General features: G+C 41.4%; 25 protein-coding genes. 11 read left to right on the top strand and 14 right to left on the bottom strand.

What is annotated here, in order from left to right; genetic code table 11:
- Position 1 precedes the first annotated feature (1 nt).
- Positions 2-1849 (bottom strand): asparagine synthase (glutamine-hydrolyzing), encoded by a 1848-nt coding sequence (asnB, locus tag AC3ISB_RS06160; protein ID WP_098371328.1) that lies wholly within the window; start codon positions 1847-1849, stop codon positions 2-4.
- 285 nt (positions 1850-2134) lie between these two features.
- On the opposite strand from asnB, the gene AC3ISB_RS06155 reads away from it, so the two are divergent.
- Positions 2135-2701 (top strand): DUF2777 domain-containing protein, encoded by a 567-nt coding sequence (locus tag AC3ISB_RS06155; protein WP_076367203.1) that lies wholly within the window; start codon positions 2135-2137, stop codon positions 2699-2701.
- 57 nt (positions 2702-2758) lie between these two features.
- On the opposite strand, the gene AC3ISB_RS06150 is transcribed toward AC3ISB_RS06155, so the two are convergent.
- From AC3ISB_RS06150 to AC3ISB_RS06135, 4 genes are all read right to left on the bottom strand, one after another.
- Entirely contained in the window at positions 2759-3100 is a 342-nt protein-coding gene (locus tag AC3ISB_RS06150) for a YisL family protein (protein WP_063232221.1), read from the bottom strand.
- A gap of 133 nt (positions 3101-3233) precedes the next feature.
- Entirely contained in the window at positions 3234-4415 is a 1182-nt protein-coding gene (locus AC3ISB_RS06145; protein WP_480339970.1) for a DUF418 domain-containing protein, read from the bottom strand.
- A gap of 41 nt (positions 4416-4456) precedes the next feature.
- Positions 4457-5731 carry an MFS transporter gene (locus tag AC3ISB_RS06140; protein ID WP_141993125.1) on the bottom strand — a complete coding sequence of 425 codons (1275 nt, stop codon included), beginning with the start codon at positions 5729-5731 and terminating at the stop codon, positions 4457-4459.
- A 253-nt stretch (positions 5732-5984) separates the two neighbouring features.
- Positions 5985-7577 (bottom strand): long-chain-fatty-acid--CoA ligase, encoded by a 1593-nt coding sequence (locus tag AC3ISB_RS06135; RefSeq protein WP_480339969.1) that lies wholly within the window; start codon positions 7575-7577, stop codon positions 5985-5987.
- A 224-nt stretch (positions 7578-7801) separates the two neighbouring features.
- On the opposite strand from AC3ISB_RS06135, the gene AC3ISB_RS06130 reads away from it, so the two are divergent.
- The 6 genes from AC3ISB_RS06130 (at position 7802) to AC3ISB_RS06105 (ending at position 9769) form a co-directional block, all read left to right on the top strand.
- Complete coding sequence (locus AC3ISB_RS06130; RefSeq protein ID WP_098371407.1) at positions 7802-8023, top strand: spore germination protein; 222 nt, start codon at positions 7802-7804, stop codon at positions 8021-8023.
- Between the two features lie 22 nt (positions 8024-8045).
- The gene (locus AC3ISB_RS06125; protein ID WP_098371332.1) at positions 8046-8252 is read left to right on the top strand and encodes a spore germination protein GerPB; all 207 of its coding nucleotides are present in this window, start codon (positions 8046-8048) and stop codon (positions 8250-8252) included.
- Positions 8253-8335: 83 nt separating this feature from the next.
- Positions 8336-8947, top strand: a complete 612-nt coding sequence (gene gerPC, locus AC3ISB_RS06120; protein WP_480339968.1) for a spore germination protein GerPC — start codon at positions 8336-8338, stop codon at positions 8945-8947.
- On the top strand, positions 8937-9116 hold the full coding sequence (locus tag AC3ISB_RS06115) for a spore gernimation protein GerPD (RefSeq protein ID WP_098371334.1): 180 nt from the start codon (positions 8937-8939) through the stop codon (positions 9114-9116). Before gerPC ends, AC3ISB_RS06115 begins: the two co-directional genes overlap by 11 nt.
- A 5-nt stretch (positions 9117-9121) precedes the next feature.
- A complete protein-coding gene (locus tag AC3ISB_RS06110) occupies positions 9122-9529 on the top strand; it encodes a spore germination protein GerPE (protein ID WP_098371335.1) in 408 nt (135 codons plus the stop codon).
- Between the two features lie 21 nt (positions 9530-9550).
- Positions 9551-9769, top strand: coding sequence for a spore germination protein (locus AC3ISB_RS06105; protein ID WP_141993122.1), 219 nt, complete (start codon positions 9551-9553; stop codon positions 9767-9769).
- A gap of 45 nt (positions 9770-9814) precedes the next feature.
- On the opposite strand, the gene trpB is transcribed toward AC3ISB_RS06105, so the two are convergent.
- The 5 genes from trpB to AC3ISB_RS06080 form a co-directional block, all read right to left on the bottom strand.
- Positions 9815-10978 (bottom strand): tryptophan synthase subunit beta, encoded by a 1164-nt coding sequence (trpB, locus tag AC3ISB_RS06100; RefSeq protein WP_098371337.1) that lies wholly within the window; start codon positions 10976-10978, stop codon positions 9815-9817.
- Positions 10979-11106: 128 nt separating this feature from the next.
- Positions 11107-14841: a helicase-exonuclease AddAB subunit AddA gene (gene addA, locus AC3ISB_RS06095; protein WP_489275827.1), complete on the bottom strand. Its 3735-nt coding sequence runs from the start codon at positions 14839-14841 to the stop codon at positions 11107-11109.
- Positions 14834-18331, bottom strand: coding sequence for a helicase-exonuclease AddAB subunit AddB (addB, locus tag AC3ISB_RS06090; protein ID WP_480339965.1), 3498 nt, complete (start codon positions 18329-18331; stop codon positions 14834-14836). Before addB ends, addA begins: the two co-directional genes overlap by 8 nt.
- A 189-nt stretch (positions 18332-18520) precedes the next feature.
- Positions 18521-19084 (bottom strand): signal peptidase I, encoded by a 564-nt coding sequence (lepB, locus tag AC3ISB_RS06085; RefSeq protein WP_098371340.1) that lies wholly within the window; start codon positions 19082-19084, stop codon positions 18521-18523.
- A gap of 33 nt (positions 19085-19117) precedes the next feature.
- Entirely contained in the window at positions 19118-19732 is a 615-nt protein-coding gene (locus tag AC3ISB_RS06080; protein ID WP_098371341.1) for a TVP38/TMEM64 family protein, read from the bottom strand.
- A 290-nt stretch (positions 19733-20022) separates the two neighbouring features.
- On the opposite strand from AC3ISB_RS06080, the gene AC3ISB_RS06075 reads away from it, so the two are divergent.
- On the top strand, positions 20023-20394 hold the full coding sequence (locus AC3ISB_RS06075; protein ID WP_098371342.1) for a YhjD family protein: 372 nt from the start codon (positions 20023-20025) through the stop codon (positions 20392-20394).
- Between the two features lie 266 nt (positions 20395-20660).
- Here AC3ISB_RS06075 and AC3ISB_RS06070 read toward each other — a convergent pair whose 3' ends face one another.
- Complete coding sequence (locus AC3ISB_RS06070; protein ID WP_144550807.1) at positions 20661-20903, bottom strand: STAS domain-containing protein; 243 nt, start codon at positions 20901-20903, stop codon at positions 20661-20663.
- 852 nt (positions 20904-21755) lie between these two features.
- On the opposite strand from AC3ISB_RS06070, the gene AC3ISB_RS06065 reads away from it, so the two are divergent.
- Both AC3ISB_RS06065 and AC3ISB_RS06060 read left to right on the top strand, forming a co-directional pair.
- Positions 21756-22595, top strand: a complete 840-nt coding sequence (locus AC3ISB_RS06065) for a ComEC/Rec2 family competence protein (protein ID WP_098371343.1) — start codon at positions 21756-21758, stop codon at positions 22593-22595.
- Entirely contained in the window at positions 22596-22814 is a 219-nt protein-coding gene (locus AC3ISB_RS06060) for a DUF3006 domain-containing protein (RefSeq protein WP_098371344.1), read from the top strand.
- Between the two features lie 88 nt (positions 22815-22902).
- On the opposite strand, the gene AC3ISB_RS06055 is transcribed toward AC3ISB_RS06060, so the two are convergent.
- Positions 22903-23466 (bottom strand): competence protein ComK, encoded by a 564-nt coding sequence (locus tag AC3ISB_RS06055; protein ID WP_489275824.1) that lies wholly within the window; start codon positions 23464-23466, stop codon positions 22903-22905.
- Positions 23467-23786: 320 nt separating this feature from the next.
- On the opposite strand from AC3ISB_RS06055, the gene AC3ISB_RS06050 reads away from it, so the two are divergent.
- Positions 23787-24023 (top strand): IDEAL domain-containing protein, encoded by a 237-nt coding sequence (locus tag AC3ISB_RS06050; protein ID WP_480339964.1) that lies wholly within the window; start codon positions 23787-23789, stop codon positions 24021-24023.
- 70 nt (positions 24024-24093) lie between these two features.
- On the opposite strand, the gene AC3ISB_RS06045 is transcribed toward AC3ISB_RS06050, so the two are convergent.
- Together AC3ISB_RS06045 and AC3ISB_RS06040 are read right to left on the bottom strand one after the other, a co-directional pair.
- A complete protein-coding gene (locus AC3ISB_RS06045) occupies positions 24094-24903 on the bottom strand; it encodes a YitT family protein (protein ID WP_480339963.1) in 810 nt (269 codons plus the stop codon).
- A 149-nt stretch (positions 24904-25052) separates the two neighbouring features.
- Entirely contained in the window at positions 25053-26318 is a 1266-nt protein-coding gene (locus AC3ISB_RS06040; protein ID WP_489275822.1) for a M48 family metallopeptidase, read from the bottom strand.
- Between the last annotated feature and the right edge of the window lie 151 nt (positions 26319-26469).

Raw genomic sequence — 26469 nt, 5'->3', positions numbered from 1 at the left:
TTCAATCGATTATTTGGATATCATATTCTTTGAACCATACATGGGTTTGTGCCAAGTGAGCAAGCAACTGTGGACCTGACATCAATTGCCCGAACCACGGCACTTTAAAAGCGGCACCCTTGGAATCTACTATATCGGTTAGCTTCTGTTTATCGAAAAACTCATGCAGGACCGAATTTTTATCCGTAAGTAAGTCTTTCAACCACGCCTGCACACGGTCTGTATAAATAGGGTTATGGGTTTTTGGATATGGACTTTTTTTACGATACAATACCTCATCAGGTAACAGCCCCTCCAACGCCTTCCTTAGAATACCCTTCTCACGGTTGCCTTCCATTTTCATTTCCCAAGGAATGTTCCATGCATATTCAACAAGGCGATGGTCGGCAAATGGAACGCGCACCTCTAGACTTGCACCCATACTCATCCGGTCCTTCCGGTCAAGGAGCGTCGTCATGAACCATAATAAGTTCATATAGAAAAGCTCTCTCCGCTTTGCTGCCACACCGCTTTCCCCTTCCAATTTAGGCGTTTCGGCAAGGGTGGTCAAATAAGCTTCCTGCGCATATTCCTCGAGCTTCAATTTCTCGCGCCATTCCGTTTTTAATAATGATACCCGCTCCCCGGTCGATCTCATCCATGGAAAACCAGCACGATTCAAATCATCCTCACGATGAAACCAAGGATAACCGCCAAAAATTTCGTCCGCACATTCGCCGGATAGGCCTACGACAAAATCCCGCTTGATTTCCTTACAAAACCAAAGTAAAGAAGAATCGACATCCGCCATGCCTGGGAGGTCCCTTACAAGTACAGCTTCCGTTAAATAATCCGTCAACTGCTCTTGAGTGATGATCGATGAATGGTGAACCGTATTAAAGGTATCCGACATCTTTTTAATCCAATACCCATCAGAGTTAGGCTGAAAGTCATTTGCCTTAAAATAGCGCTCATTGTCTTCATAATCGATGGAATACGTATGAAGCTGGCCTTTTCCTTCTTTTTGATAGGCGTTTGCCGCAATGGCTGTTATCGAGCTTGAGTCAAGCCCTCCCGATAAGAAGGTACACAGCGGAACATCTGATACAAGTTGCCGTGTGACTGCATCTTCGACAAGGAAGCGAACCTTCTCGGCCGTCTCATCAAGAGTATCCCGATGTTCTTCGCTTTTCACATTCCAATATCTCCAAATCCGGAGGCCTTTCCTTGATAAGGTAAGCGCATGGGCAGGCCTTAATTCCTGGATATTATGAAATACGCCTGAACCTGGCTTTCGGGATGGACCAACACCAAAAACTTCAGACAACCCTTCGCGGTCAATCTCCGTTTTAACATCCGGATGGGCCAGAATCGCCTTAAGCTCCGATCCGAAAATGAACCCGCCGTCCCTTTCCGCGTAAAAGAATGGTTTTACTCCCATGCGATCTCTTCCAACGAATAATTTCTGTTCCTTTTCATCCCAAATCGCAAATGCAAAAATCCCATTGAACAAGTCAATGCATTTTTCTTTCCATTCTATATAAGAAATTAGTAAAACTTCTGTATCAGAATGACCGTTAAAGGAATATCCTTTTAATAATAGCTGTTTACGAATATCCTCGGTGTTATATAGCTCACCATTATAACAAAGTGTATATCTGCCGTTTTCGTGATTTTTCGTCATCGGCTGTTTTCCGCCTTCCGCATCGACAACCGTTAACCGTTTATGACCAAAGGCAACATGGGCTTCGCTCCAAACATTTTCTTCGTCTGGCCCCCGCTTTGCCAACGTTTTTGTCATGTTTTCCAGTGTTTTCGTTTTTGTCCGTAAATCTTTTTGAAAATGCACCCAGCCTGTTATCCCACACATTTTACACTTCATCCTTTCTATCCGGACCATCAAAAATAGATTGGCTCCCTGTCTTAAAAAAGATTTACAGTCCCTAAGTACCGATCAGCAATTCCGTAGGACTACCCTGCCCACATCGCCCGGCGTTGTTAATGAATTGTTGAGCAAAGCATCCCGTGTTTAAACATAGCCTATGCAAAGACGGAAAGATGGTTATTTGTCCATAAAATTTTAAAATATACAGTTATATTTTCATTGGATTTTGACTAAAAAGTAGGTGAGGATTCCACTATTGGAGGTATATGTATGAGTCAGCAACAACGAATCAAGTTAATGAACAGGCAAACAAGAGCTTTTACCGAAGGAACAGTGGAAAATATCAATCAACAATGGATTTTTTTCGATGATGAAACAGATGAGGCCTGCTCCATTGAAGACCACGTTGATAGCATCATTGAAGTGTACAGGGGTGGGCGCTGGCAGCAAGGAGTAGTTGAAGAAGAGGGGAAAATCTTGCTTCACCGGGAAATCACCTTCTTAAGGGAAAATGAGCCCATTCGGATACGCAAAAAACTGCTCTACTCTTTTGAACGTTTATTGGAAGAATTGAACGATGATTCCTTTTTCCAATTTGTAACGACATTGAATTCACTTGATTTTTCTATTTATGATTGTATATATAGTTATAACCAGCTCACCTTTTTAAGGGCCGTCCCTAACCAGTCCGGCGTGAATTTCTTCACCTTTGATAATGAGAGCCAAATATGCCTCGTCCAGCACCACTTTTCTTATGGGAAAAAGGATCACGATCGTTTTGAATTCACCCTGAACACTGGAAAAAGGATCGTCATTGAGAAAGTGAATTCACAATAAAGGATAAAAGAAAACGGGTAAATGAGGTTTCCTCATTTACCCGTCTTCAATTCAGTATTAAAAAAAGTCCATTCCTTGTGGCAGCGAAAGCCCTAAATAAAGGACGAATATAAGCGCTACGATGAACAATATCCACATGGCACTTGTGCTTTTCCCTTTTTTCGTACGGACCAGCACCATTTCCATCGCCGCAATCACGATGATTCCAACAATCATTTTTACTGCGTAAGCACCAAAATCAGTGATCAGCATACCGCCAGTCAGGAAAATCAATAGATAGAACAACCGTGTTATCATATGTAGCATTTTCGCTTTCGGATTTCCACCTTTAAGCATCGAATATGTGACAAAGAAAAGAATGATTCCGATAACCCAAGCCGTAATATGCATATGTGTCATTTTTTTTCCCCCTCGTTCAGTTTCCATTTCATCATATCATAGGCTTTTACAAAAAAACAAAACTAAGGAATCACCTGAACGGGTAAAACCAACAATTTAATGAACACCATTTACATTTCTTCTTAACTGGTCCCTACCTGCGCATAACCGGCTTTTTACCATATGTAACCAAACGCCATATATATTCAACCGGTCCGTATTTAAACAGCCCCATCCACAATAAGGAAAGCAGAATTTGGAGGCAAAACAGGGCTATTAAGAAAACAAATCCTGTCGTATAAGAGACTGATCCATATAAGCCAAGGCCATATGAATAAAAAATGGCCGTACATACTATCGATTGGAACAAGTAATTGCTCATCGACATCCTTCCGATATACGAAAGCGGGTGTAAGAGGCGGAAAGCCCCTGCCTGTTCCGCCAAAAGCGTAATTGCCGTGATATAAAAAATCGTAAGTAACGGCCCTCCCAAATAATCCTGCACGAATATCGTACCAAAATGGTAAACCGTCACATATGGCAGAATCTTAATTGACATGCCCAATAATAAGCTTACAATCGAAATCATCTTCAATTGTCGTTTATATTGGGTTGGATTTTGGATAATGCCTTGTTTTGCAACGCCTGCTCCAATTAAAAAAAACGGAAAAATCGATAAAAAAAGGATAATGGCATTAAAAGGGTTATTCACCATATACCAATCCAGTGCCCTTTGACTCATTATGTCCGTAAATGTACCAGATTGATAAACTTCCAAAGACTGTTTCATCATCGCCGAATCAGTCGTTATTGCCATCCCTTCCCTATCAAAAATGCCCAATATAAGAAATAGCGAACCCAATATCGCAAAAGGCAGGACATAACAAACCGAGCCTAGCAGAATTAAATTCCTGCCCTTCATTTTATAAAAAAATAAAAATGCAAACCCAAATACAGCATAATTAATGAGGATGTCCCCATGCCAGATGAAAAAAGCATGAATGCACCCGAGTATCAGCAGGAAACTTAGCCTTTTCATATATAGTAAAGGAAATGAAATACCCTTTTCTTCAGTCCTTACAGCTAGTATGATTGCCCCGAAACCGAACAGAAAGGCGAATAACGGATAAAAGCTGGCCTGTGCGACAATATCACTGAATCTGTACAAAATCCTGTCCCATCCCTCGGACCACCGCTCGGCACCATCTATGTACAAGAGCGGAGAGTGGAAAGAAGGCATATTCACTAAAAAAATACCTAAAATGGCTAATCCACGTAAAACATCGATGCTTACGATCCGTTTATTTTCCTGCAATGGTACCATTGTGCCCTTCATACCGTACACCCTCTTTCATCCATACAGATTTAGCATCTTTTCTATAACTCCATTGCATCATCTCTAACTTTTGTGACCGCTTTTTGCTTTTTTATCAGTATGACAAACAAGCTGCCCAATAAGCAAAAGATTCCTGCAAGAAAGAATGCCCATGTATAGGAATTGAATATTTTGAAGATAAGCCCTCCACCGTACGCCGCCACTGCTGCACCCACCTGATGGGCCGCGAATATCCAACCGTATACAATCCCGCTTTTCTCCATGCCAAAGACTTGCCTTGAAATGCTTATGGTTGGAGGAACGGTGGCTATCCAATCCAAGCCATAAAAAACGGAGAAGATTATCAATAGACCGATAGAGCCTTCATTTAGCGCAAAAGGAAGTAATACGAGGGAAGCACCCCTTAGAGCGTAATACCAAAACAACAGCCAACGGTTATCGAAACGATCTGATAACCACCCGGATACAGTCGTACCAATCAAATCAAAGATTCCCATGAAAGATAGCAGTGATGCTGCCGTCACAACCGGTAAACCAAAACTAATGCAGTAAGAAATGAAATGTGTGCCGATCAACCCGCTCGTTGAAAGACCGCATATAAAAAAGCTTCCTGCCAATAACCAGAATTCCTTCACTCTCACTGCTTCAATCAATGACTGAAAAGCCATGGCGATGGGGTTCTTCTTTTGGACTATAACAGCCTCCTGACTTTCCTCTTCTAATCCATATGGAAGAGTGCCAACTTCCATCGGATTGTTTTTCATGAATAAAAGGATGATTGCCAGCATGATCAAGCTAAGGATCAAAATTAATCCAATCGCCCATCTCCATGAATAATTCTCAATGATGATGGCTAAAACCGGAAGTAAAATGAGCTGGCCTGTGGCTGTACTTGCCGTGAGTATCCCTACCGCCAGCCCCCGCCTCTTCTCGAACCAACGATTTGCCACATATGGGCTCAAAACCGTTAAAAACACTCCAGAACCCAATCCAATGATAATTCCCCAAATTAAAATGAGCTGCCACTCATGCTCCATGAAAAAAGTGAGGAAAATCCCTGCCAATAAAGTGGACATGGCCAATACCATCATTTTCTTCAATCCAAGCACTTCAATTAGAGCGGCCATGAATGGACCCGATAATCCATAAAGAAAAAGACTTATGGCGAAGGCTAAAGAAATGACGGACCGGTCCCACCCGAACTCACTTTCAAATGGTACGATGAATACTCCCGATGATGACCTAACGATTCCCGCTACAATAATCGAGAAGAAGGTTATGATTAAAATAACCCAGCTATAATGAATACGTTTCAATGCTCTCCCCCACAATCCAAAAATCTTTGAATCAACATGATGAAAAAGAAAAATTATAATAATTTGAAATATTTTATAATAGTAACACTTTATCGTTAAACAGGATGCTTTTTTCGAAACAAATTCCAGTGCTCCTAAAATGACCGTCCATATCCAACAATGGCATGAGTTACTCTTCATAGTTTAATATGAAACCGAATTTAAAGGGAAACAGAAAAAACGCTGATCATTTCTGACCAGCGTTAGCGAGGCATCAATTAACGAATCTTCCTGATTTCCCCTTAATTTCCCAGTAATCATTACGGAGATGGATTTTTTGTATTTTCCCCGATGCCGTTTTTGGAAGCTCATCGACGAACGATACACTGGTAACTGATTTGAAATGAGCTAGTTTTTCCCGTGTGAAGGACTTTATATCATCCTCCGTTAATTCCACGCCCGTTCTTGGCACAATGAAGGCATGCGGCGTCTCTCCCCATTTTTCATGCGGAACGGCAATGACTGCCGCTTCAAGAATTTCCGGATGTTCGTAGAGTACTCCTTCCACTTCTATGGAAGAGATATTTTCTCCGCCACTAATGATGATATCCTTTTTGCGGTCAACGATATCAACATTGCCATTTTCATCGATTGTGGCCATGTCCCCAGTATGCAGCCATCCATTTATTAGTGTCTGGCTTGTCGCTTCTTCATTTTTCCAGTAACCTAACATCACTCCATGACTGCGGACGATGAGCTCCCCGATATCCACGCCATCATGGGCCACTTCCTCCCCATTGCCACGGATGACCTTTACCTCACTGCCTATGATGGGATATCCGGCTTTCGCCTTCATTCTGTATTTTTCTTTTTCAGAAAGATCATCGAATTCAGAACGAATCAGCGATATCAGACTAACCGGTGTTGATTCAGTCATTCCGTAAATTTGAATGAATTCCCAGCCTAACTCTTTTTCCACCCTTGTAACGAATGCAGGAGGCGGTGCGGAACCCGCAACGACGATTCGGATATCCTGCTCGATATTCGGAACATTCCGTTCATAATATTGAAACAGCGAATTCAGAACCGTGGGTGCCATATGCATTATGGAAACCTTATGCTTTTGCAGTGCATCAAATATCATTTCGGGGCTGGTTTTCCTCAAACAAACTTGAGTTGCACCATTTGCCGTATAATAAAATGGGGCACCCCACCCATTCACGTGGAACATCGGCAGTACATGCAAATATGTATCGCGGTCATTGACCCTGAAATGATGCATCGCGCCCAGGGCATGCAAATAGTTGTTGCGGTGAGTCAGCATCACCCCTTTGGGATTTCCTGTGGTCCCACTAGTATAAAGGAGACTCGAAACATCATTTTCATCCACGGACTCCCGGTTGAAGCACTTGTTATCATAACGTTCCAGCCAATAGTTGTAATCGGTTTCATTTATCTCTTCATTTTTATAATGAACGATTATGTGCTCCACCGACTCAAGTTCATCCTTGACAGGGGAAATTAGATGATACAATTCCTGATCTACGAAAAGGACCTTTGAATCGCTATGGTTCAAAATGAATACATAATCGGCAGGCTTCAAACGGATATTCAATGGAACGATTACTGCCCCAAGCTGAAATACCCCATAAAAGCCTTCAAGCATTTCAATTGAGTTAGGTGCCAAATATGCCACCTTGTCACCCTTTTTGACTCCAAGGTCCCTTAAACCATTTGAAAGCTGGTTTACACGGCCTTTCAACTCTGAGTAGGTTAAAACCTTGTCATCTCCAATGATGGCTTTCTTATCGCCATATAGTAAGGCTGCTCGATCCAAGAAATGCGATAAAACTAATGGTACATTCATTTCCTCACCTCTAATTTTATTTGAAGATTCTGAATTAGCATTATATTACCATATCTGTTATCAATATTCCAATAACATTTACCATTGTTATATAACAATATATTAGTAGGCAGATGAATCACATCAATCATGAGCCAACATACAATACCTTGAAACTCCCTTCAGTGATAGGCTCATGGCCTGAGATTCAAGGGAAAAACCAGAATAAAAAAAGGGTGATTTTCTTGCCAGCCATCGTAGGAGTCGTTCAAGTTATCAACGTCGGTAGCAGTGGAATTGTCCATATTGGGGACGTCTTTAAGATTAGTCCATATACCACCTCAAAAACGTTTGCAGGTGCTGGCTCTTTTAATACAGGTGAATCCATATCCCTCTATAATGCCTACAGCACCACAAATACAAATGATACAGATGGTGTCGATCAGCCACTGGTCTTAAATCTCTAATGGTTTTAAGAAAGGAGTCAGCATGATCTTCAATATTCACCAGACCATACAAATCAATATGATAAAAATTGAAAGCATCGCCAATTCATCCGTTTTTCAAATAGGAAGCGCCGGGGTTATTAAACCATATTCCACCTTAGCCAATACTGGTGGATTCACTGAGCCTGCTCCACAAATTGAAGCTGATGTAGTCCCATCAACCAGTTTCGTCCCGTTTACCCGCTCCTAGTTCATAGGCATTCACCTACCTCCAACTTTTTCATATACTGTCTTATATAAAATTAACTTATTGTGAAGGTGGGGTGTTGAATCGTGAATCAGGATCTATATTCATATTCCATACAAATGCAGCGTTTTCTTGAAGCCCAGGATAAACGGATCATGAAACTTGAACACGAACTCAAACGCCTGAAAGATGAACTAGCCGAGCTGAAAAATAAACCGCCAATCCATGTAGATAAAATTGAATATAAATTCGATCAGTTAAAGGTCGAATCTCTAGATGGAACTTTGAATATCGGTTTAAATCCAACTGATCTTAACAACATTGATGAATTTGCCGTCAACAACCAACCTGTTCAACCTGGCCCTAACCTATTTCCAGGCAGGGAGATCGTCGTCGAGGAAATTCACAACGATATACTTTCAGACTTGGAAAATATGATTCACGATGCGGAAAACCAGCTGAAAATATCATTGGAACCCTCTTATCATGACTTTATTAAGCAGGACGTCGAACGCCAGCTGCATCAACGAATCAATATGTATTTCGATAATCTTTCGTACGCGGAACGTGCTCCGCAGCAAAGGGATAATATCAAGGAAAAGATCAGGGAAAAGGTGAAATCCGATATTCAAACCGCATTATTTCAATTCATTACCCATTCACAAGCCGATACAGGAGGAAATCCAAATGGAGTTTAATGTAACCAATCACCAGCTTTGCGTAGGAGATATTAAAATTACCGGTGTAGCAAGCTCTGCTTTATTTCTCATAGGGGATGTACAAACGGTCCAACTATCTTCCGCATTCGATACCCCGCCGGAATCCCTTATCATCGGACCATTCGTCCCATTTGCTCCAAAAGGATAAAAGAGATGTTTTCAAGAATATCAAAAGTAAAGTCTATATCTTCCAAGACACTCATTTTTAGCTCCACCATGCAGATTGGAGACTGTTCTTATATTGACGGAAAATCATTTGCCTTGGCAATCCAGAAGAAAAGCGAAACTTTCCAGTCAGTCGATATTCATTTCGAAGATTATGAAATTTCCAAGAGACCATTTTATATTCCGAGATTGAATGAACCAGTCATATCAAGTTTTTCAAATCCGAATCCCTTCATACGGGTCGGCAATATCAATATAATCGGGATATCAACCTCATCTGTAGTTGGTGTGGGGAACGTAGGCCATGCACGTATGGAATCAAGAGTGAAACACATTCGGGAGATTCCTAAAAAAACCGAAGAGACACCAATTGAGGGTTCAACCAACACCACTTAAATTTTAAAAGGAGGAATTCATATGCCAGCTATTGTCGGTCCAATCCAAATATTCAATATCGCGGAAGGAAACCTGTTATTCGGGGATGCAGCCGTCATTTCGCCGAAATCTTCCAGCAAAACTGTCACCGGATCTGGTTCAGCTAACACAGCTGCAATCGTTTTTACGGCCAATGGCCTGAATGGTAGTAATGTCCTTGATGTCAATGGGGTCGACCAGCCCATTACAGGGAATAATTAGTCTAAGAAAAAGCCTCCCCTTTCCAGGGAGGCTTTTAAATTCGGCCTATTTTTCTAACATGTTAAATACTTGCTCGACATCTTTGTCTCCCCTGCCTGATAAATTGACGATCAGTATATCCTCTCTTGTCAACTCTTTCGCCAGCTCCAAGGCGTGAGCTAGAGCATGTGAGCTTTCGAGAGCTGGAATGATTCCCTCTGTTTTGGATAATACCTGAAAAGCCTCAAGAGCTTCTTCCCCTTTAACCGTTACATACTCCGCCCGTCCGCTATCTTTCAAAAAACTGTGCTCGGGTCCTACGCTTGGGTAATCCAATCCGGCTGCTATGGAAAATGTCGGTTTTGGTTCCCCTTGTTCGTCCACTAACGTCAAACTTTTGAATCCGTGCAATACTGCCGGGACACCTTGCGAAATACTTGGTGCTTCACTTGGCTCTACACCAATTAAACGGACATTTTCTTCATCGATATAATGAGCAAAAGCACCAATTGCATTACTTCCCCCTCCTGCACAAGCAATGATGGCAGTTGGCAGCTTTCCTTCCTTTTCAAGGATCTGGCGCTTTGATTCTTCACTTATGATTGATTGAAAATGCTTAACGATCGTTGGATATGGGTGTGGTCCCACTGCTGAACCAAGCAAGTAAAAAGTATTTTCATAGTTTTGCACCAAATCATTCAATGCCTCATCAACGGCATCCTTCAATCGACCCTGTCCCTTTTCGACCGCTACGACCTTTGCCCCCAACAATTCCATCCGAAAGACATTCAATGCCTGCCTCTCCGTATCCAGCTTACCCATATAGATCACACACTCCATGCCAAACATCGCACATGCTGTCGCAGTCGCCACACCATGCTGCCCCGCGCCCGTTTCTGCTATGATGCGTTTAGCACCCATCCGTTTAGCGAGCAGGATTTGTCCGATCGCATTATTAATTTTGTGAGCACCTGTATGATTCAGATCCTCACGCTTCAAGTATATTTTTGCCCCGCCAACCTTTTTCGTTAAATTCTTCGCAAGTGTTAACGGATTTTCGCGCCCGACATATTCTTTCAAATAATATTGAAACTCCTCAATGAATTCCGGGTCATCCTTGTATTTCAGGAATTCCGTTTCCAAAATATCCATAACTTCCTGAAGTTCACCTGGTACGAAGCTTCCACCAAACTCACCAAAGTACCCCTTACTCTTGATCTCACTCGTCATACTCTTCTCTACTCCTTTAAAAAGGTATTTTTCTCCACTAGTATATAGTAAGCATTTATACCTTTTCAAACTATTCTGTTTATTTAACCAAAAAGAAGGTCCCACATCAATGGGACACTCCTTCTCTCTTATACTTCCAATAAATGCGAGCCATCAAAGAAAAACAAGTAACGGCCGGTTACCTTCTTATTCATTATCCCTTCAACAGCCCTCGTATAAAGCTGAAGCTGCATCCGGTATCTATCGGCAAGAATCTCTTTAGCCCCTTCATACCCGCTAGCAAAACGGCCGGTGATGGTATCCGTTTTATAATCGAGGAGCACAAGACCTTGTTCATCCTCAAAGATACAATCAATCACACCTTGAATAAGGATCTCTTCATCTCCAGCTGCCCAATCGCTATAAGCTTCCTTTGCAGGCAACGACATCGTAAATGGCACTTCACGGCGAATGCTCCCGGCCCTCTGCATTCTTTGCCCGATTTCACTGTCAAAGAAATCGACGATCGCCTCAGGGTCCACAGCTTCTTTCTGTTCCTCCGTCAACAACTCACGTTGAATCAAGTCAACGATCAGTTCCTGAATCGATTGAATGGTAATCTCTTTAGATAGATCGATATGCTGCATGACTAAATGTGTAATCGTACCCCTTTCAGCGGGGGTCAGTGACTTTTCTTGCATGAAAGTCGGCCGCTTCGTGATAGGCCGCTTAAATTTACGCAACAACTCTGTGGAGCTTTGCTCGTCCTTGAGTTCATATTGACGTTTTAGTTCAGAAACGGATTGCTTGGAACGATACACCGTCGCATCATGCTCTGGGTACTCCCATTCCAGCTGTTCCTTGATATCATCATAAAACTCGGAAGCGATACCGACCTTCTCCGATTTCTGGACATGATCAAGCATTTGCTCTTGAACCAGTGCCTCTTCCTCATCCAGAACAGCAAGCTCTTCACTTGGAATGACGGAAATGGACCAATTCGATGGATGCGACTCCATTTCCAAGCCAAGACCTGCAGCACCAAGAGAATCCCGATGTCGGACAAGGGATGGACCAATCCAATCAAGATAACTTTTTGCACCTGCCCGTACATAGTCCTTTAATAGCCACTCTCCATGTGCCGCATTACTTTCCCAGTTCTGCTGCGTTTTTTCAGCATCATTGATACTGGCAATCAAATAAAGCTTCTCCTTAGCCCTTGTAAGCGCCACGTAGAGGACACGCATCTCCTCGGCAATTAATTCAAGTTGCTTTTTTTTCTTGAAAGCCAATTGAGGGAGGGATGGATAAGTTATCCGTAATTCGGAATTCACATACTTTGCCGCAAAGCCATAATCCTTGTCCAGTAAATAGGGCTTGCGTAAATCCATCATATTGAATTGCTTGGAAAGGCCGGCAATGAACACGATCGGGAACTCAAGCCCCTTTGAGGAGTGAATCGTCATCAGCCGGACTACATCTTCCTGTTCCCCTAAAGCCCGAGCTGCCCCTAAATCATCCCCACGTTCTTGCATCCTTTCTATAAAACGCAAGAAACGGAACAGACCGCGGAAAGAACTTGCTTCATATTGCCTTGCCCTGTCATAGAGCGCTCTTAAATTGGCCTGACGCTGTTTGCCACCCGGCATCCCACCTGCAAAATCATAAAACTGCGTTTCGCGGTATAGTAGCCAGATCAAATCTGATAATGCTTCCTGCCTGGCAAGCTTCCTCCACTTCACTAGTTTTTTATAAAACGCAGAGGCTTTTTCATAAAGCCCCGGATGTTCTTCCGGGTCACTCTTTCTGTAAAAATCAGCTAGCGCTTCGTAATAGCTTCCTGTATGGAATAAACGCACCTGTGACATCTCTTCTTCATCCAGCCCGACGATAGGTGAACGGAGAACGGATGCCAATGGGATATCCTGTTGCGGGTTATCTATCACCTTCAATAAGGAAATCATGATGGCCACTTCGGTCGCTTCAAAATACCCTGTCGACAAATTGGCATATACTGGAATTCCCTGCTTTTTAAATTCCTCCATGATTTGCGGTGCCCATGGCATCGATCGAAGAAGAATGACCATGTCTCGATAAGTGGCAGATCGGTACTTTTTGGTTTTCGTATCATATATCCGATGCTTTTCGCTTATAGCCTTTTTAATGAGCTTGGCCATCTGCCTTGCTTCGAGCTGTGCTTTTTCAAGCTCCTCGGCTTCAAACCCGCCATCCGATCCTTCCGTTTCCGAATGAGCTTCCGGATCGGCTGTTCCATCAATTAAATGGAGTTCGATCGGATTTGGATCGTCTTCGGGATATGGGGCACCTTTTTTCAATTGGGCATCTTCATCATAATCAATCTCACCGACTGTAATGCCCATCAACTGTTGAAACAAGAAATTGGTCCCATCGAGAACTTCCTTACGGCTCCGGAAATTGCGGTTTAAATCAATTTTCAGTCCGGAATCAACACCATCATGAGTAAAACGTGTGTATTTTCCAAGGAAGAGATTCGGTTCCGCAAGCCTGAACCGGTAAATGGACTGCTTGACATCGCCAACCATGAAAAGATTCCCATTATATTCGCCGTCAGCCGTCACCAGTTTTAAGATGGATTCCTGAACCAGGTTCGTATCCTGATACTCATCTACGAGTACCTCTTTGAACTGGTTCCTATATTCTACGGCTGCCGCTGAAGGTTTTCGTTCACCATCCACAGTTTCCCCTGTCAAAATTTGAAGACAATAATGTTCCAAATCGGCGAAATCCACCAAGTTCTTTTCTGCTTTTGCAGCGAAGAATCGATCGTCAAACTGTTTAACAAGCATTACAAGTGTATCGACATAGCCCTTGAGCTCCCTTATATCACGCAGATAGCTTTCCGGTTTACGGGAAAATAACTCTTCCTGTAACGATTTGATGATCTTCTTCGCCTTATCACGATACTTGGTAGCCTCATCCGTAACTTCTTTGATAAAATCTCCACCAGTAAGGCGTTTTGCCGTTCCAAATTTCACATTTTGGATTTCTTCATAAAGAGCGTTCCAGGATTGATCCTTCACTTCCGAAAGTTTAGCAACCAGGGCAAGATCAGCTATATAGTTCTCAGCCCTTGGGGCCGGCCCCCCAGGGATTTTTGTCAACGCAAATGAGCGTTCCAATAAGTCCCTGGCAGTGTCCAATTGTAAACCAATATCAAACTTCAATGAATCGATAAACGAAAGAACATCAATCCCATCATCATCTGCCAACTCATACATGCTAGCAGCACCATCGAGCCATCGGGCCGGATCAGGATTCGATTGCGAAAAATCATGAAGCGATCGAACCATATTCTGAAGCGCATCATCGTTTCGATCGCTTGTGAAAGCATCAACCAAATTAAAGAACTCTTCATTATCACTTTGGCCATACTGCTCCTCGAAAAGCTCTTCCATCACTTCATCACGGAGCAGCTGGATCTCCGTAGAATCTGCAATCCGGAAGCCCGGGTCAATATCCGTCAGATAATAATACTTCCTGATCACCTCTAAACAAAAGGAATGAAGTGTGGAAATCGAAGCACGATTAATCAAGCTCAACTGCTTACGCAAATGCTGTGAATGCGGATTATCATTGATCGCTTTTTCTAATGCCTCACTTACCCGATGGCGCATCTCGGCAGCCGAGGCATTGGTGAATGTAACGACGAGCAGTTCATCTACATCGATTGGATCTTCTTCGGAAATGACTTTTTGAATGATCCGATTGACCAGCACCGCTGTTTTCCCTGAACCTGCAGCGGCCGCAACCAGAATGTCCTGATCTTTAGCCCATATCGCCTTCCATTGATCTTCCGTCCAAGTCACGTCTCCTGGCAGAGCAGGAATTTTCGTTTTACTCATCGTTCTCTCCCTCCCCCCTTAATAGCTCAAGAACGTCATTTTGTTTCTTCTGTGCCAAATTCCTGAATTGGTTTTCCTCCAGTGACTGGTCGAATTGGCATACAGATTTAAAGGAACAGAAGGTACACGGCGTTTTTTCCTTTAATTTATATGGCGTTATATCCACATCACCATCGACCATTCGATCACCAGCCTCCTGATAAATACGGCGCACATGATGATTCAGAAGCGAGAACTCTTCCCTGCTGGCAACTTTGGAAGCCGCAAGGAGCGATCCGTCCTTTTTAAATCCAGCTGGAATGATATCCGACTTACCCGAATTTTCAATATCAAGCGAGGTATCCATCATCTGAATGACATTTGAATGATCTAGTACAAGTCCATTCATTTTAAAACTTTTATAAATTTCTTCTTCAATTTTATCCAAACTGAGCATTCCCTTTGATTTGACAACAGGATTATGCACATGAAAATACAAAACGCCGGCTGGAATCGCTTCTTTTCCTATAAGCGACTTGGAATGGGTGACGACGATATCTAAGTATGTCAACATTTGCAGCGCGAGTCCATAATACACTTCACTCATGTTCAGTTCCTTTTCACTCGACTTATAATCGAGCACACGCAAATAGACACCCTCATCTTCTTCCGCTTTATCCACGCGATCGATCCGCCCGATCAGTTCCATCTTCGTACCGTTTTTCAATGTGAAAGAAAGTGGAGGAAGCTCGCCATTTTTTCCGAATCCAAGTTCTAATCCGACTGGGGCAAAACCGCTCACCTTTGCATGTTCACTTAATACGATCGAGGCCCGACCAATCACGTGTTCCAGTTTCCGGCGTAAATAGTGATGGCGGTTCGTACTTAACAAAATCTGATTTTGGAGTTTAGGAGCAAGTCTCTCCACAGCAATTCTGGCCAGTTCCAAGCATTGTTCCGGGGTCAATGCAGACCATGGAATATCATGTTCCTTTAAATAATCGGAAATCATTTTCAACGCTCCATGGAACATCTCGCCTATATCCGGGGCATCCAAACGGAAAATTTGCCGTTCCCGCAATTTCAAGCCATGAGCGGCATAATGGGAAAACGGGCAGCTATTGAACATTTCCATCCGGGATACACTTGTAAGAATGCTCTCACCGTATAATTGCTTACTTGTTTCCTCAGATAATTTCTTTGTTCTATTTTGATAAAAAAGACTCGATAAAACCTTAGTTGCTGAAGGACCGGCCATTTCATCATCCATAATGGCATTATATACATCCCACCATAGTGAATGGATTGGATAGTTCCTTTTTTTCAGCTGCAATTGGGCAGCCAGGTACGATAGGGCAACATCATGATTTGCAGCATATTTCACCTGTTCCTCAGCAGGCAGATCGGACGGATCGTTCATATAATACACATCGGACACGTTCGGCAATACGTCCCTTACCCGTTTCAAATAAGATGAGGGTAAAAGTGCCTTTCCTTCCTCATCGGCAAGCGGATATGATAAATAAAGGGCCTCAGCAGGCGTAGTAAAGGCTTTGTACGCTGTAAACTCCTCATCCAGCAGGCGCACTTTTGAACTTGGGGCAACATCAAGTCCACCAGCCAGCAGCGCCTCACGATCACTATCTGAAAATATCCCGTCTGATACAGCTTTTCCTGGCAAAACCCCTTCGTTCAGGCCGATGACAAAAGCTGTCTTCACATCATCCAGACGGGATAAATCTAGATTAGCGACCAATACTTGGTCAATTGCCGGCGGTACCAAAGAAAATTCAAGCGACTCCAGACCAGCTTCAATGATAACTGCAAACTGTTTCATGGAAAGCTCTTCCCCGCTCAGCAGTTCAACGAATTGATCCAATAGGTCGACAACTGCATTCCATGTTTGCTCATGCTCTCTTGCCGATACCAAATCACCTGCTGCTTCTGCCTCTTGTTTCAGCTTTTCCAATTTTTCCGATACATGCAATTCTTCAAGATATAGATAAAGGGCTTCACACAATTCCCTGCCATTAACAGCCTTTTTAACACGTTTTGAGAGCTTCAAGATGGGCTCGGTAAATAATTGCTTCAGCTCATTCAACTCTTGCTCAAGCTGCATTTCCTTATCCGTTTGATTCCGGTCCTCGAGTTCCAGTCCGCGGAAGCGCCGGTAGGTCCAACGATCTTTGGACGTCCACCTGCTTCCTTTAATGCCACGGGCCAGCACATAGTTTTCCAGCTTATCTACCTGTTCGCGCATTCTATCGTGGTTATTTTGCAGCGGAAATAGAAGCTCCGTCTTGATGGCACGAAATACCGGCTCATAGCGCCAATAGCCATTGATGATCTCCAAAGTGGAACGAATCAGCTCAATCAGAGGATGATTCAGCATCGTCCGTTTGGAATCGACGAACAAGGGAATTTGATAATCCCGAAAAACAGTTTGTAAAATATCTGCGTACGCTTCTCCATTCCGGACTAAAATCGCAATATCACTGAAACGGTGCTGCTTCTGTCTGACCAGCGACAAGATGTCCCGGGCAACTCCTTCGATCTCGGCTCTGCGGTTAACTGCCTGGGCGATCGTTACATCAGGCGACTGCTCAAAAGTTTGTGCAGGTCGAATGGCAAAATAAGTTTCCAGATGATTCAGTCCCGGGCTCTTTCCAAACCTTTCCGTTCCCTTTAGAATTCGATCTTCTGAAATCGGTATGCCATTCCTCAATCCAGCGTGATAAAGGTGATGATATAGATTTCCCGTTTGCCTGAACAACTGCAAATCATCCGGAGCGTATTGTCTGTAGGGCTGATCTAACGTCAGCGAGATCGTTACACTCCTGCACAGCTTGATCATTTCTTCCACAATCAATAATTCCTGTGGAGTCAAACTATAAAAACCATCGATATATATATCCGCATCCCTTATATAGGAAGAACCTGCCATTTTCTCGATCAGCAAAGTGAAGTAGTCTTCGGAATCTAAATATTTGTTAACCATTTCATCCTCAAAAGCCTGATAGACCAATTCAAGATCATGCAGTTTATCCTGAATGCCGCTGCCGGCCTGTGAGGTTTCGGCCAAATAGTTTTGAATGTCATCAGGTTGGATGCAATACTGCTTGAACTCAGCCAGCATTAGCTCCATCTGTGCAATGAACCCCTGCTTATCAGCAGAACGACGAAACATCTTTAACTCTTCCTTTTTATCATCCATGATCTTCCGTATCAACATATTAACGCCAACGCTGTCCAAATGCAGCCGGCTCATCCCCCCGGTCTCCTGAAGAACGCGCCAAGCAAGCCTGCTAAAACTAAAAACCTGTGTCCGGATCATTCCGGCAAGGCCTGGTGTTTTAATTAATTTATATTCAGATAGAAACGTCATCTGATCAGGAACGAGGTAGATAATTGGATTTCCTTCGGGATTTTCTGCCAATTTGGAGCGAATTTCGTCCAATATATTCGAAGTTTTCCCTGCACCCGATCTTCCCAGTAAAAAACGGAGTGACATCTCTTTTTCCCCCTTACAACATAATATCTAGATCCATCATACCAGAAATACTTTAGTCACCATGACTAGGTTTCTGTTTCCAATTAGATTTACTTTCTATTATTTTACCGTTTCCCTTTAAAAAACACCAATCGTACGTTCGCGTTTTTCCCCAAAAGAAAAAGCCCACATAATTTTGGGCTTCCACGATCATTCACCTGTAAATTTATAATTGAAATCTTTGACCGGCCAATATCGAACATCCACTTTACCGACAACATTTTCAACCGGTATATAACCAAAGTGACGGCTGTCAGCACTTTCAAGACGATTATCACCCATGACAAAAAGCTTGCCCTCCGGAACTTTGGTTACATCCGTCAATTCTTTTAATGTAAAATCACCCGTAAAGTCCTGTTCCGGGAAACCTTCCTTGAATTTCTCAAGATAAGGCTCATCCACTTTCTTACCATTTACGTAAAGCCAATCATCTTTATAACGAATTTGGTCACCTGCAATCCCTATAACTCGCTTAACATAATCTTCTTGTGAATTCGCATGAAAAACAATAATGTCAAAACGGTTGATATCATGAATCTGGTAATTGATTTTATTCACGACAAGTTTATTTCCATCTTCTAGGGTCGGCTGCATCGACTTCCCTTCAACATCATAGCTTGAAAAGAAAAATGTACGGATTAAGATGTAAATAACAAAAGCTATCATCGCTGGTTTTATCCAATCGGATAAAGAATTCTTATTTGTTTTTTCCATCTATTTCAACCCCTACTGCATTTATATACTAATTTATTGTCCTTCTTCCCTCTTCATGCTTTTATTTAACCGGACTTCAAGTCTTTTCCCCACATACCATAGGATAAAGATGACGATCCCGATAATGATCGTACGCACAGGTTTATGAATTAAGGATACTAAATCGTAACCTACGAAGCTGATCGTAAAGATCATCACCGCTTTCCCTCCCACTACTGCAAGTCCATATTGCAAGGGACTGACTTTTGAAAGTCCTGCCACGATATTAACGATGGCCGAAGGTGTAAAAGGGAAGCAGAGCAATATGAACAAAGGACCGAATCCATGGCTTTCCACCCAAACCATCAACCTCTGCACCTGTTTATGCTTTTGCAAAAACCGGAAAAACCTCGTTTGACCATATCTTCTAATAATCCAAAAGATCAAAAAAGAACCCGCTACCGCACCAATCCAAGAAAATAAAAATCCCCACCATAGGCCAAAAGCCGTTGCATTAGCAAGCACGAACACCACTAAAGGCAAAAAGGGCAAAAAAGCTTCCAGCATCGGCAGTAAGATCCCGGGAATTGGACCGAATGAGCGATATTGCTGAATAAGTGCAGATATATGATCAAGTGTAAACCACTCACGTATAGTATCCAAATCCATAATTATCTCCCTCGACATGCTGCTATCCAAGCAGCATAAACTTATTAAAAACTGTTTATTTTAGATATATCACTTTCCCCTGAAATTGCAAGAATTATTATCCATATACCTTCATACTTTCCCTAACTCCGGAAAACATAATCTTGTTAACGAATATTTCTAGATTTATCAAAACCGCTTGCATATACACTGAAAATACATTAGGATAAAAAAACAGAACAAACGTTCTTTTTTACATAGTATACATACTAATATTAAAAACCGTGCTACTTTAGAAAGGAGCGGTCAAGATGACCCGCATTCCAGAAGATGACCGAAATATGATTGAAAAAGCCATCTACCTCCCTATGGTTATAACAGTCTTAAACCGGGATCTCAAGGTCATCGAAATTAGTCCGTTTAAATTAAAAAGGCCCTATTCGGAGCTAGTCGAACATATTTTAAAAGTGGTTCAAGACGAACTTGCCGAGGTAAGGCGATATTTGCGCAAGGAGAATATTAAGGTTAGTGAAATCAAACGCGATGAATCCTTCACGATGTATTGTTTTTTATATAAAGGATACGAGGAACATCATAATTATTTCAATCCCCGCCTTCGCAACAAAACCGAAGACTTGTTATGTTATTACTTTTTCGAAAAAAGACACCGTTCAAGGAATTAGCGGGTTACAGGCATCACCACTATATGTTTGTGAACTATGGGTGTTTGGAGCCTTTCGGGAAGGGTACAGATGACCTTCGTTGTAAGTATGTATGCCATTAACAACGCATCCCACCTTTCCTGCTTCATAAAGTTACGGGAGGTCAATTTTTGATAATCAAGATCGATAGGACTTACTTACCTCCATTCACATGTATGAATGTTCCATAATCATATAATAATTGGCTTGTTCAAACATGGATTTTCAATTTTCGATCAAGGCATAACCTATGTAATCAAGTGAACCATTTTAGTTTTAAGATTCTTTAAATCAAAGTTATTTACATATTCCTTGGCAAAGGTTGGAGTGACCCCCGTTATGATCGTTTCCGCACTCATCATATTGATGAGAAAGTTAGGAAAACAGCTTTCTTGAAAGAGGCGCTTCGACAAATCAATGCTAAAGTAACTAATGTCATTACCCGCCGAAGAATGTAACACATCACTCATGATTTGCACTGAACGATTCAAGGACACAGTCCTTAACGAATAATAGGCCGGGCTCGTATAATAACCATTATCCAACACTATCATTTTAGAGTCCGTATAATGTTTTTGCAAAAGATTGTTAATTGCATATCCATACTTACTATCATCTACTTGTAACCATCAATTGATATGTAAAGTATTAATTTACCTGCCAAAAAAATAAGAACCTTTCGCGAAAACGCTTGTGAAATACTGAACAAAATTATTGATACATCATGTGGTGTCTATTATATTATGCATTATGAAGTGAACTATTAACAAATTCATACCCCATTGCTTGATTGTGAAAAATTTCCTCAATCCCTTGTTTCTTATAAAAACCATGCAATGTTTTATTTGCATGGTTTTTATAAGAAATAATTAATTCGAAAGTGCAAGACATTTCCGATATGGTATCAATCCCAGTTCTCAATTGCCTCTTGAAAGCTATCTTGTATATATTCATTACAAGTTTTATATCTATTCAATTCTGCTTATATAATCCGGTCGAACTCCATAATATTCATCTATTATTCTTAAACAGTAAACAAACTCATCAACATTCTCTATAACGCTCTGTACTTTCAACTTCAAATACGTAGCCTGCTCCTTCAATACCAAGCATGTCAACTCCATACTTATAACATTCTTCTAATAAAATTCTGAGAGAAATAGATTTTCTATTGTCTTTTCACCTGTAAATTAATAGCTTTGTTAATTAAATATAAATACCTAGGTCTATTTTACCTAACCACGATTCAGACGCCCATCTTCCTTTTTTTATCACAAGGAAAATTATGTCCAAATCCCCATTTTCCCTGTTACACATGGTAAATTATTATTGGAGGGAAAAAAATGAAGAAAATAAATATTCTACTGGTCGCTGTTCTTGTTTTGTCTTTATTCACAGGACTTAAAACAACCGAGGCAGCCTCAAATGTGAAGGTACATTTCATCAACGTAGGACAAGGAGATTCAATCCTTATTCAAACAGGTAACGAAAACGTTTTAATCGATGGCGGCGGTAAAGGAAAGGGCGACGAAGTTGTAGCCTACCTAAAAAAACAAAAGGTAAAAACACTTAATGCATTAGTATCCACTCACCCAGATGCGGATCATGTGGGCGGTCTGGCTTATGTGATAAAATCGCTTAATGTGAAATCTGTGTATGCCCCTAAAATTTCTCATACTACCCAAGCATACAAAGACTTTTTAACGGCTGTTAAGCAGAAGAAGCTTACAATAAAAAAGGCGCAGACTGGCGTGGAAATCAACACTAAAGCTAAGGATAATTCCCTTAAATTCATTGCACCTGTTAAAGAATATGCTAAGTCTGACTTAAATAATTGGAGTGCAGTCCTTTTACTTAAACACGGCAAAAAAACATTCTTGTTTACAGGTGATGCTGAAGTAAAAGCAGAGTCAGATATGCTGGCTAAAAAACTGGTACCAAGTGTGGATGTACTTAAAGTCGGCCATCATGGTGCAAAAACATCAACAAGTTCAGCTTTCATTAACAAAGCAAAACCGAAATACGCTGTAATCAGTGTAGGGAAAAATGGATATGGGCACCCTACTTCTACTGTTGTAAAACGGTTGAATTCAGTGAAAGCCAAAACTTATCGCACAGATAAATCAGGTAACATTATTTTTACTTCTACAGGTCAGAAAATTACTGTAAAGACGGTGAAATAAATGGTACAAGGAATTATCGATCGCTTCGAGGGAAAGATCGCTGTCGTTGAAATCGAAGGTGGCGACATGAAGGATTTTCCTAAAAGCGCTCTTCCCAAGGGAGCAAAAGTAGGAGATATGCTGATTATCGATGGTAATACGATCACCATTTCCAAAGAAGGCACTAAGCAGTTAAGAAAAGAGATTGACGATTTAATGGATGAATTATTTGAGGATTAATTCCGGGGCCCTTCTTTAATAAGAAGGGCTTGCTTTAATTTTGAATGAATCCCGTTTGCATTCTTTTATGATTATCCCTGAAACCCCACTAACGCGGTATATACTTTGACATTACCTCTGAAGCCTTTGCCCCATTTGCATCGGAAAACAGATAGAAGGATTTCCTCTTTGTCTCCTCAATTCTCTGGATCAATTTCGTTTTTAAAAAAGATGTCCGGTGCAGCTGGTTTTCGAAAGAACTGCATGATACTGCTATATCGATAGTTTGTCTATTCCTGAATGTGATGGTTGTATGTTTGGAATCCAGGCGATCACAGGATGCCACATGCTCATGTGATAGCCAGATGCATTGAGGACGCAACGGAGATGTAGTCGGAAAGAAGAAAATCGAACTGGTCGGATCAATCGCGATCGGTGCTTTATGTGTGATGTTTATGAGCTGTTTCGTGCCTTGCTTGCGTCCTTCATAACTTGATCCGAAGAACTCACAGCTTTTCTTTATTATTTCCATGGGTTTAAACGGGGAGATGAACTCGTCCTCCATTTCAACGATACGGGAATATATTTTACTCCCATAATTGATTGGCGAAACCATTAGTGTATGTGGCGTGATTTCATATTCCTCGATGATTCCCTGATTGTTTTCCTTCATTTTTAATCCACCTCTTCCTCATTACTAAACACCGCTTTTACTTTACCGAAGCTTATACTCTTGATTGCTTGTACCCCTCCATTCCCCATTGTCCAAGAAGAGTGAAGGGGAATAGTAAATGTATGTTAAATTACTCACTATAATAGCACAACCCTAAAACATAAAAAGGGAGTTCACGAAAAATTAAGAATTCTTTTATTTAGTGGCTTTTTCGTCATCTAAATGACACATTCTCTATTAATGTTTAAATTTTTTAAATTTTCAGTTGATTTTATCCGCTCAAATCCATATAATAATAAAAAGGGTCAGGGGTGGTAACTTTGAAAAATGAAAAATCTTATTCAGAGTCAGTGAAGTCCTTATCAATGAGCGAAATGAAAAACGATGCCGTGGTTCAGGAAATGTTAATTGATATGATTATTCAGGAAGCCGTCCTTACTACCAAAAAGAATATCCTTGCAAAACAGATCGATGAAGCCTTGGATATGAAAAACCAACCTTTATTCTTAAAACTAAGTTCTGAAATGAACGTTTTACTAAAACAGTTCGGCAATTAAAATGCATGAATAAAAAAGCCTAATGATCAGAAAAGCCTCCCATAATATTGGGAGGCTTTTCTAATTATCATCACTCTTTATGAAACATCCCCATGACCTCGGCTGTTTCGGTTATATTGACAAAAGCATTCGGATCCACTTCTTTTATCATCGTTTTTACATCGGTTAACTGATAACGTGTAATGACTGTCATCATTACTTTACTCTTTTCTCCTGAATATGCACCTTCACCATCCATGACTGTAATTCCACGATAAAGGTTGGTCAAGAGCTTGGTTTTCATTTCGTCACTCTTTTTGGTAACGATCATCAATGTTAATTTAATGTGATTGGAATGGATCGTATCGATCACCTTTCCTGCTGCATAAATGGAAATCAGCGTATATAATGCGGCATCCCAACCAAAGATGAAGCCTGAGATAACCACCACAACTGCATTCATCACCGAAAGCATTGTACCAAGTGGAAAGTCGCTCTTCTTAGCCAAAAGCATGGCAATGATATCAAAACCGCCTGAAGAACCTGAAGCACGAAAGATGATGCCTATACCGAATCCCGATATGATTCCGCCAAATAAAGAAGACAAAATCGGATCAGTGGATATTCCGTGAACTGGAATGAGGTATAAACTGACGGATATCACGACAACTGATAATATCGTATAGGTGATAAAGCGTCTCCCTAATTTCAAGTATCCAAGAATCAGCAATGGCAGGTTCAACAGAAAATTCAATATCCCTGTGTTGACCGGAGTGATGATTCCGAACATAATCGCAAGTCCACTAAGTCCGCTGCTTAAAATTAAATGAGGTATCAAAAATAAGTTATAGGCTACTGCAACAAGCACTGAGCCCATAGTGATCAAAAGTACATTATACATATCCGATCTCCTTAAAACGAACTGGGAATTTAATTTATTATAGTAGAGAACCTTAGGTTTTTAAAAATAATAGTTTTTTCTGAAAACAACTTACAAACTTACATTTTTCCGATATAGAAGAAAAAAGCCAGCTGGTTTTCAGCTGGCTTTCAATCACCCTTTGTATCTGTATTTTCAACCGTTGAAATCCGCTCGAGCATGGTTGGATGGGAATACCGCAGCCATTTAACCAGGAATGGTGGGTTGACTTGACTCAAACCCGACCTCGTGAGTTCCTGGAACGTCGTGATTGCTGATTCTTTATCCCCGGTCATTTCAATGGCATAACGGTCAGCCCTTGTTTCTTGATATCTGGAAACATAATTGGACAGCGGACTCGAAGCAAAGAGCAGCACAGACGTTATTAAGAGAAATAAAGGAAGAGAAGAAATACTGTCAATAGAACGAACCTTTAACAGATGGCCCCAGCGTTTAATGATAAAATTCATGATTTTCGATGTCAGCCACAAACCGATTAAAGTCAGTCCTAAATAACCTGCAATCCCTATATAAATATGCTTTTCCACATAATGAGCCATTTCATGTGCCATGATAAAAAGGATTTCATCTTCCTTCAGTTTGTGCAGGGTCGTATCCCAAAGGACTATTCTTGAGTTGGAACCTATGCCGGTCACGTATGCATTCAAGGCATTTGTCTTTTCCGCCATATTTACTTCATACACGTGTTCAGCAGGAATTTCAGCCTGTGAGGCAAGTGCCAATATTTCCGTTTCCAGCTCTTTATTTTTGAGCGGATAGAATTCATTATATAGCGGATCAATCAATACAGGCTGTACAAACATCAGAAACAAGGTAAATGGAATGGACAACATCCAAGCATAGAGCCACCACTTCTTCACACTTTTCTTCATTAACCAATACAAAACGGACACGATGATGAACATCATCCCGTAATTCACCCAGAATTCGATGACTCCATCCTTCATCCACGAGGTGAAACTTTGTGTACTTATATGGTAACTCCTGCTCATCCGATATCCGATGAAACTGATTGGAAACAGTGCCAGGTAAGAAATAACGGAAAGCCAGAATAAGTAGATGCCCGTTCTGACCGCTTTCCATTTCGAGACTGCCATTGACGACTTTTCAAATGCTTTTGAAAAACCAAATAATAAAATGAAGAAATACAGCAGCCATTCATATGGCCTGGATACGAAAAAAATAAAATTCCGCAGTCCTGAATACTCTTCGCTAAGCTTTAGTTCCCTTGCATTCAGAAATGTTGCAGGATCTGCTGCAGTTCCACGCAAAGCTTCGGGAATCGAGGTATCAGCTCCATAAAAAATATACCAATACATCGCCGCTGCATAAAGGATATATAACAGAATCGCTCTTCCAGCCCATTTTCTAACCATGATGCCCCTCCTTAAACGAATCTCCTCTTAATAGTTTAATCCAAAATGGACAGGTTAGAACCGCATTTCCCTTCTATATTATTTATTCCTTTCAATCTCCATCATTTTTTTATTTTTTATTCTTTATTATCAACCTTAAGATTTCACAGAA

It is taken from the genome of Peribacillus sp. GL_122 (genome assembly GCF_057835005.1).
The sequence above is the reverse complement of the archived record's forward strand: the minus strand, read 5'-3'. Positions and strand labels throughout refer to the sequence as shown.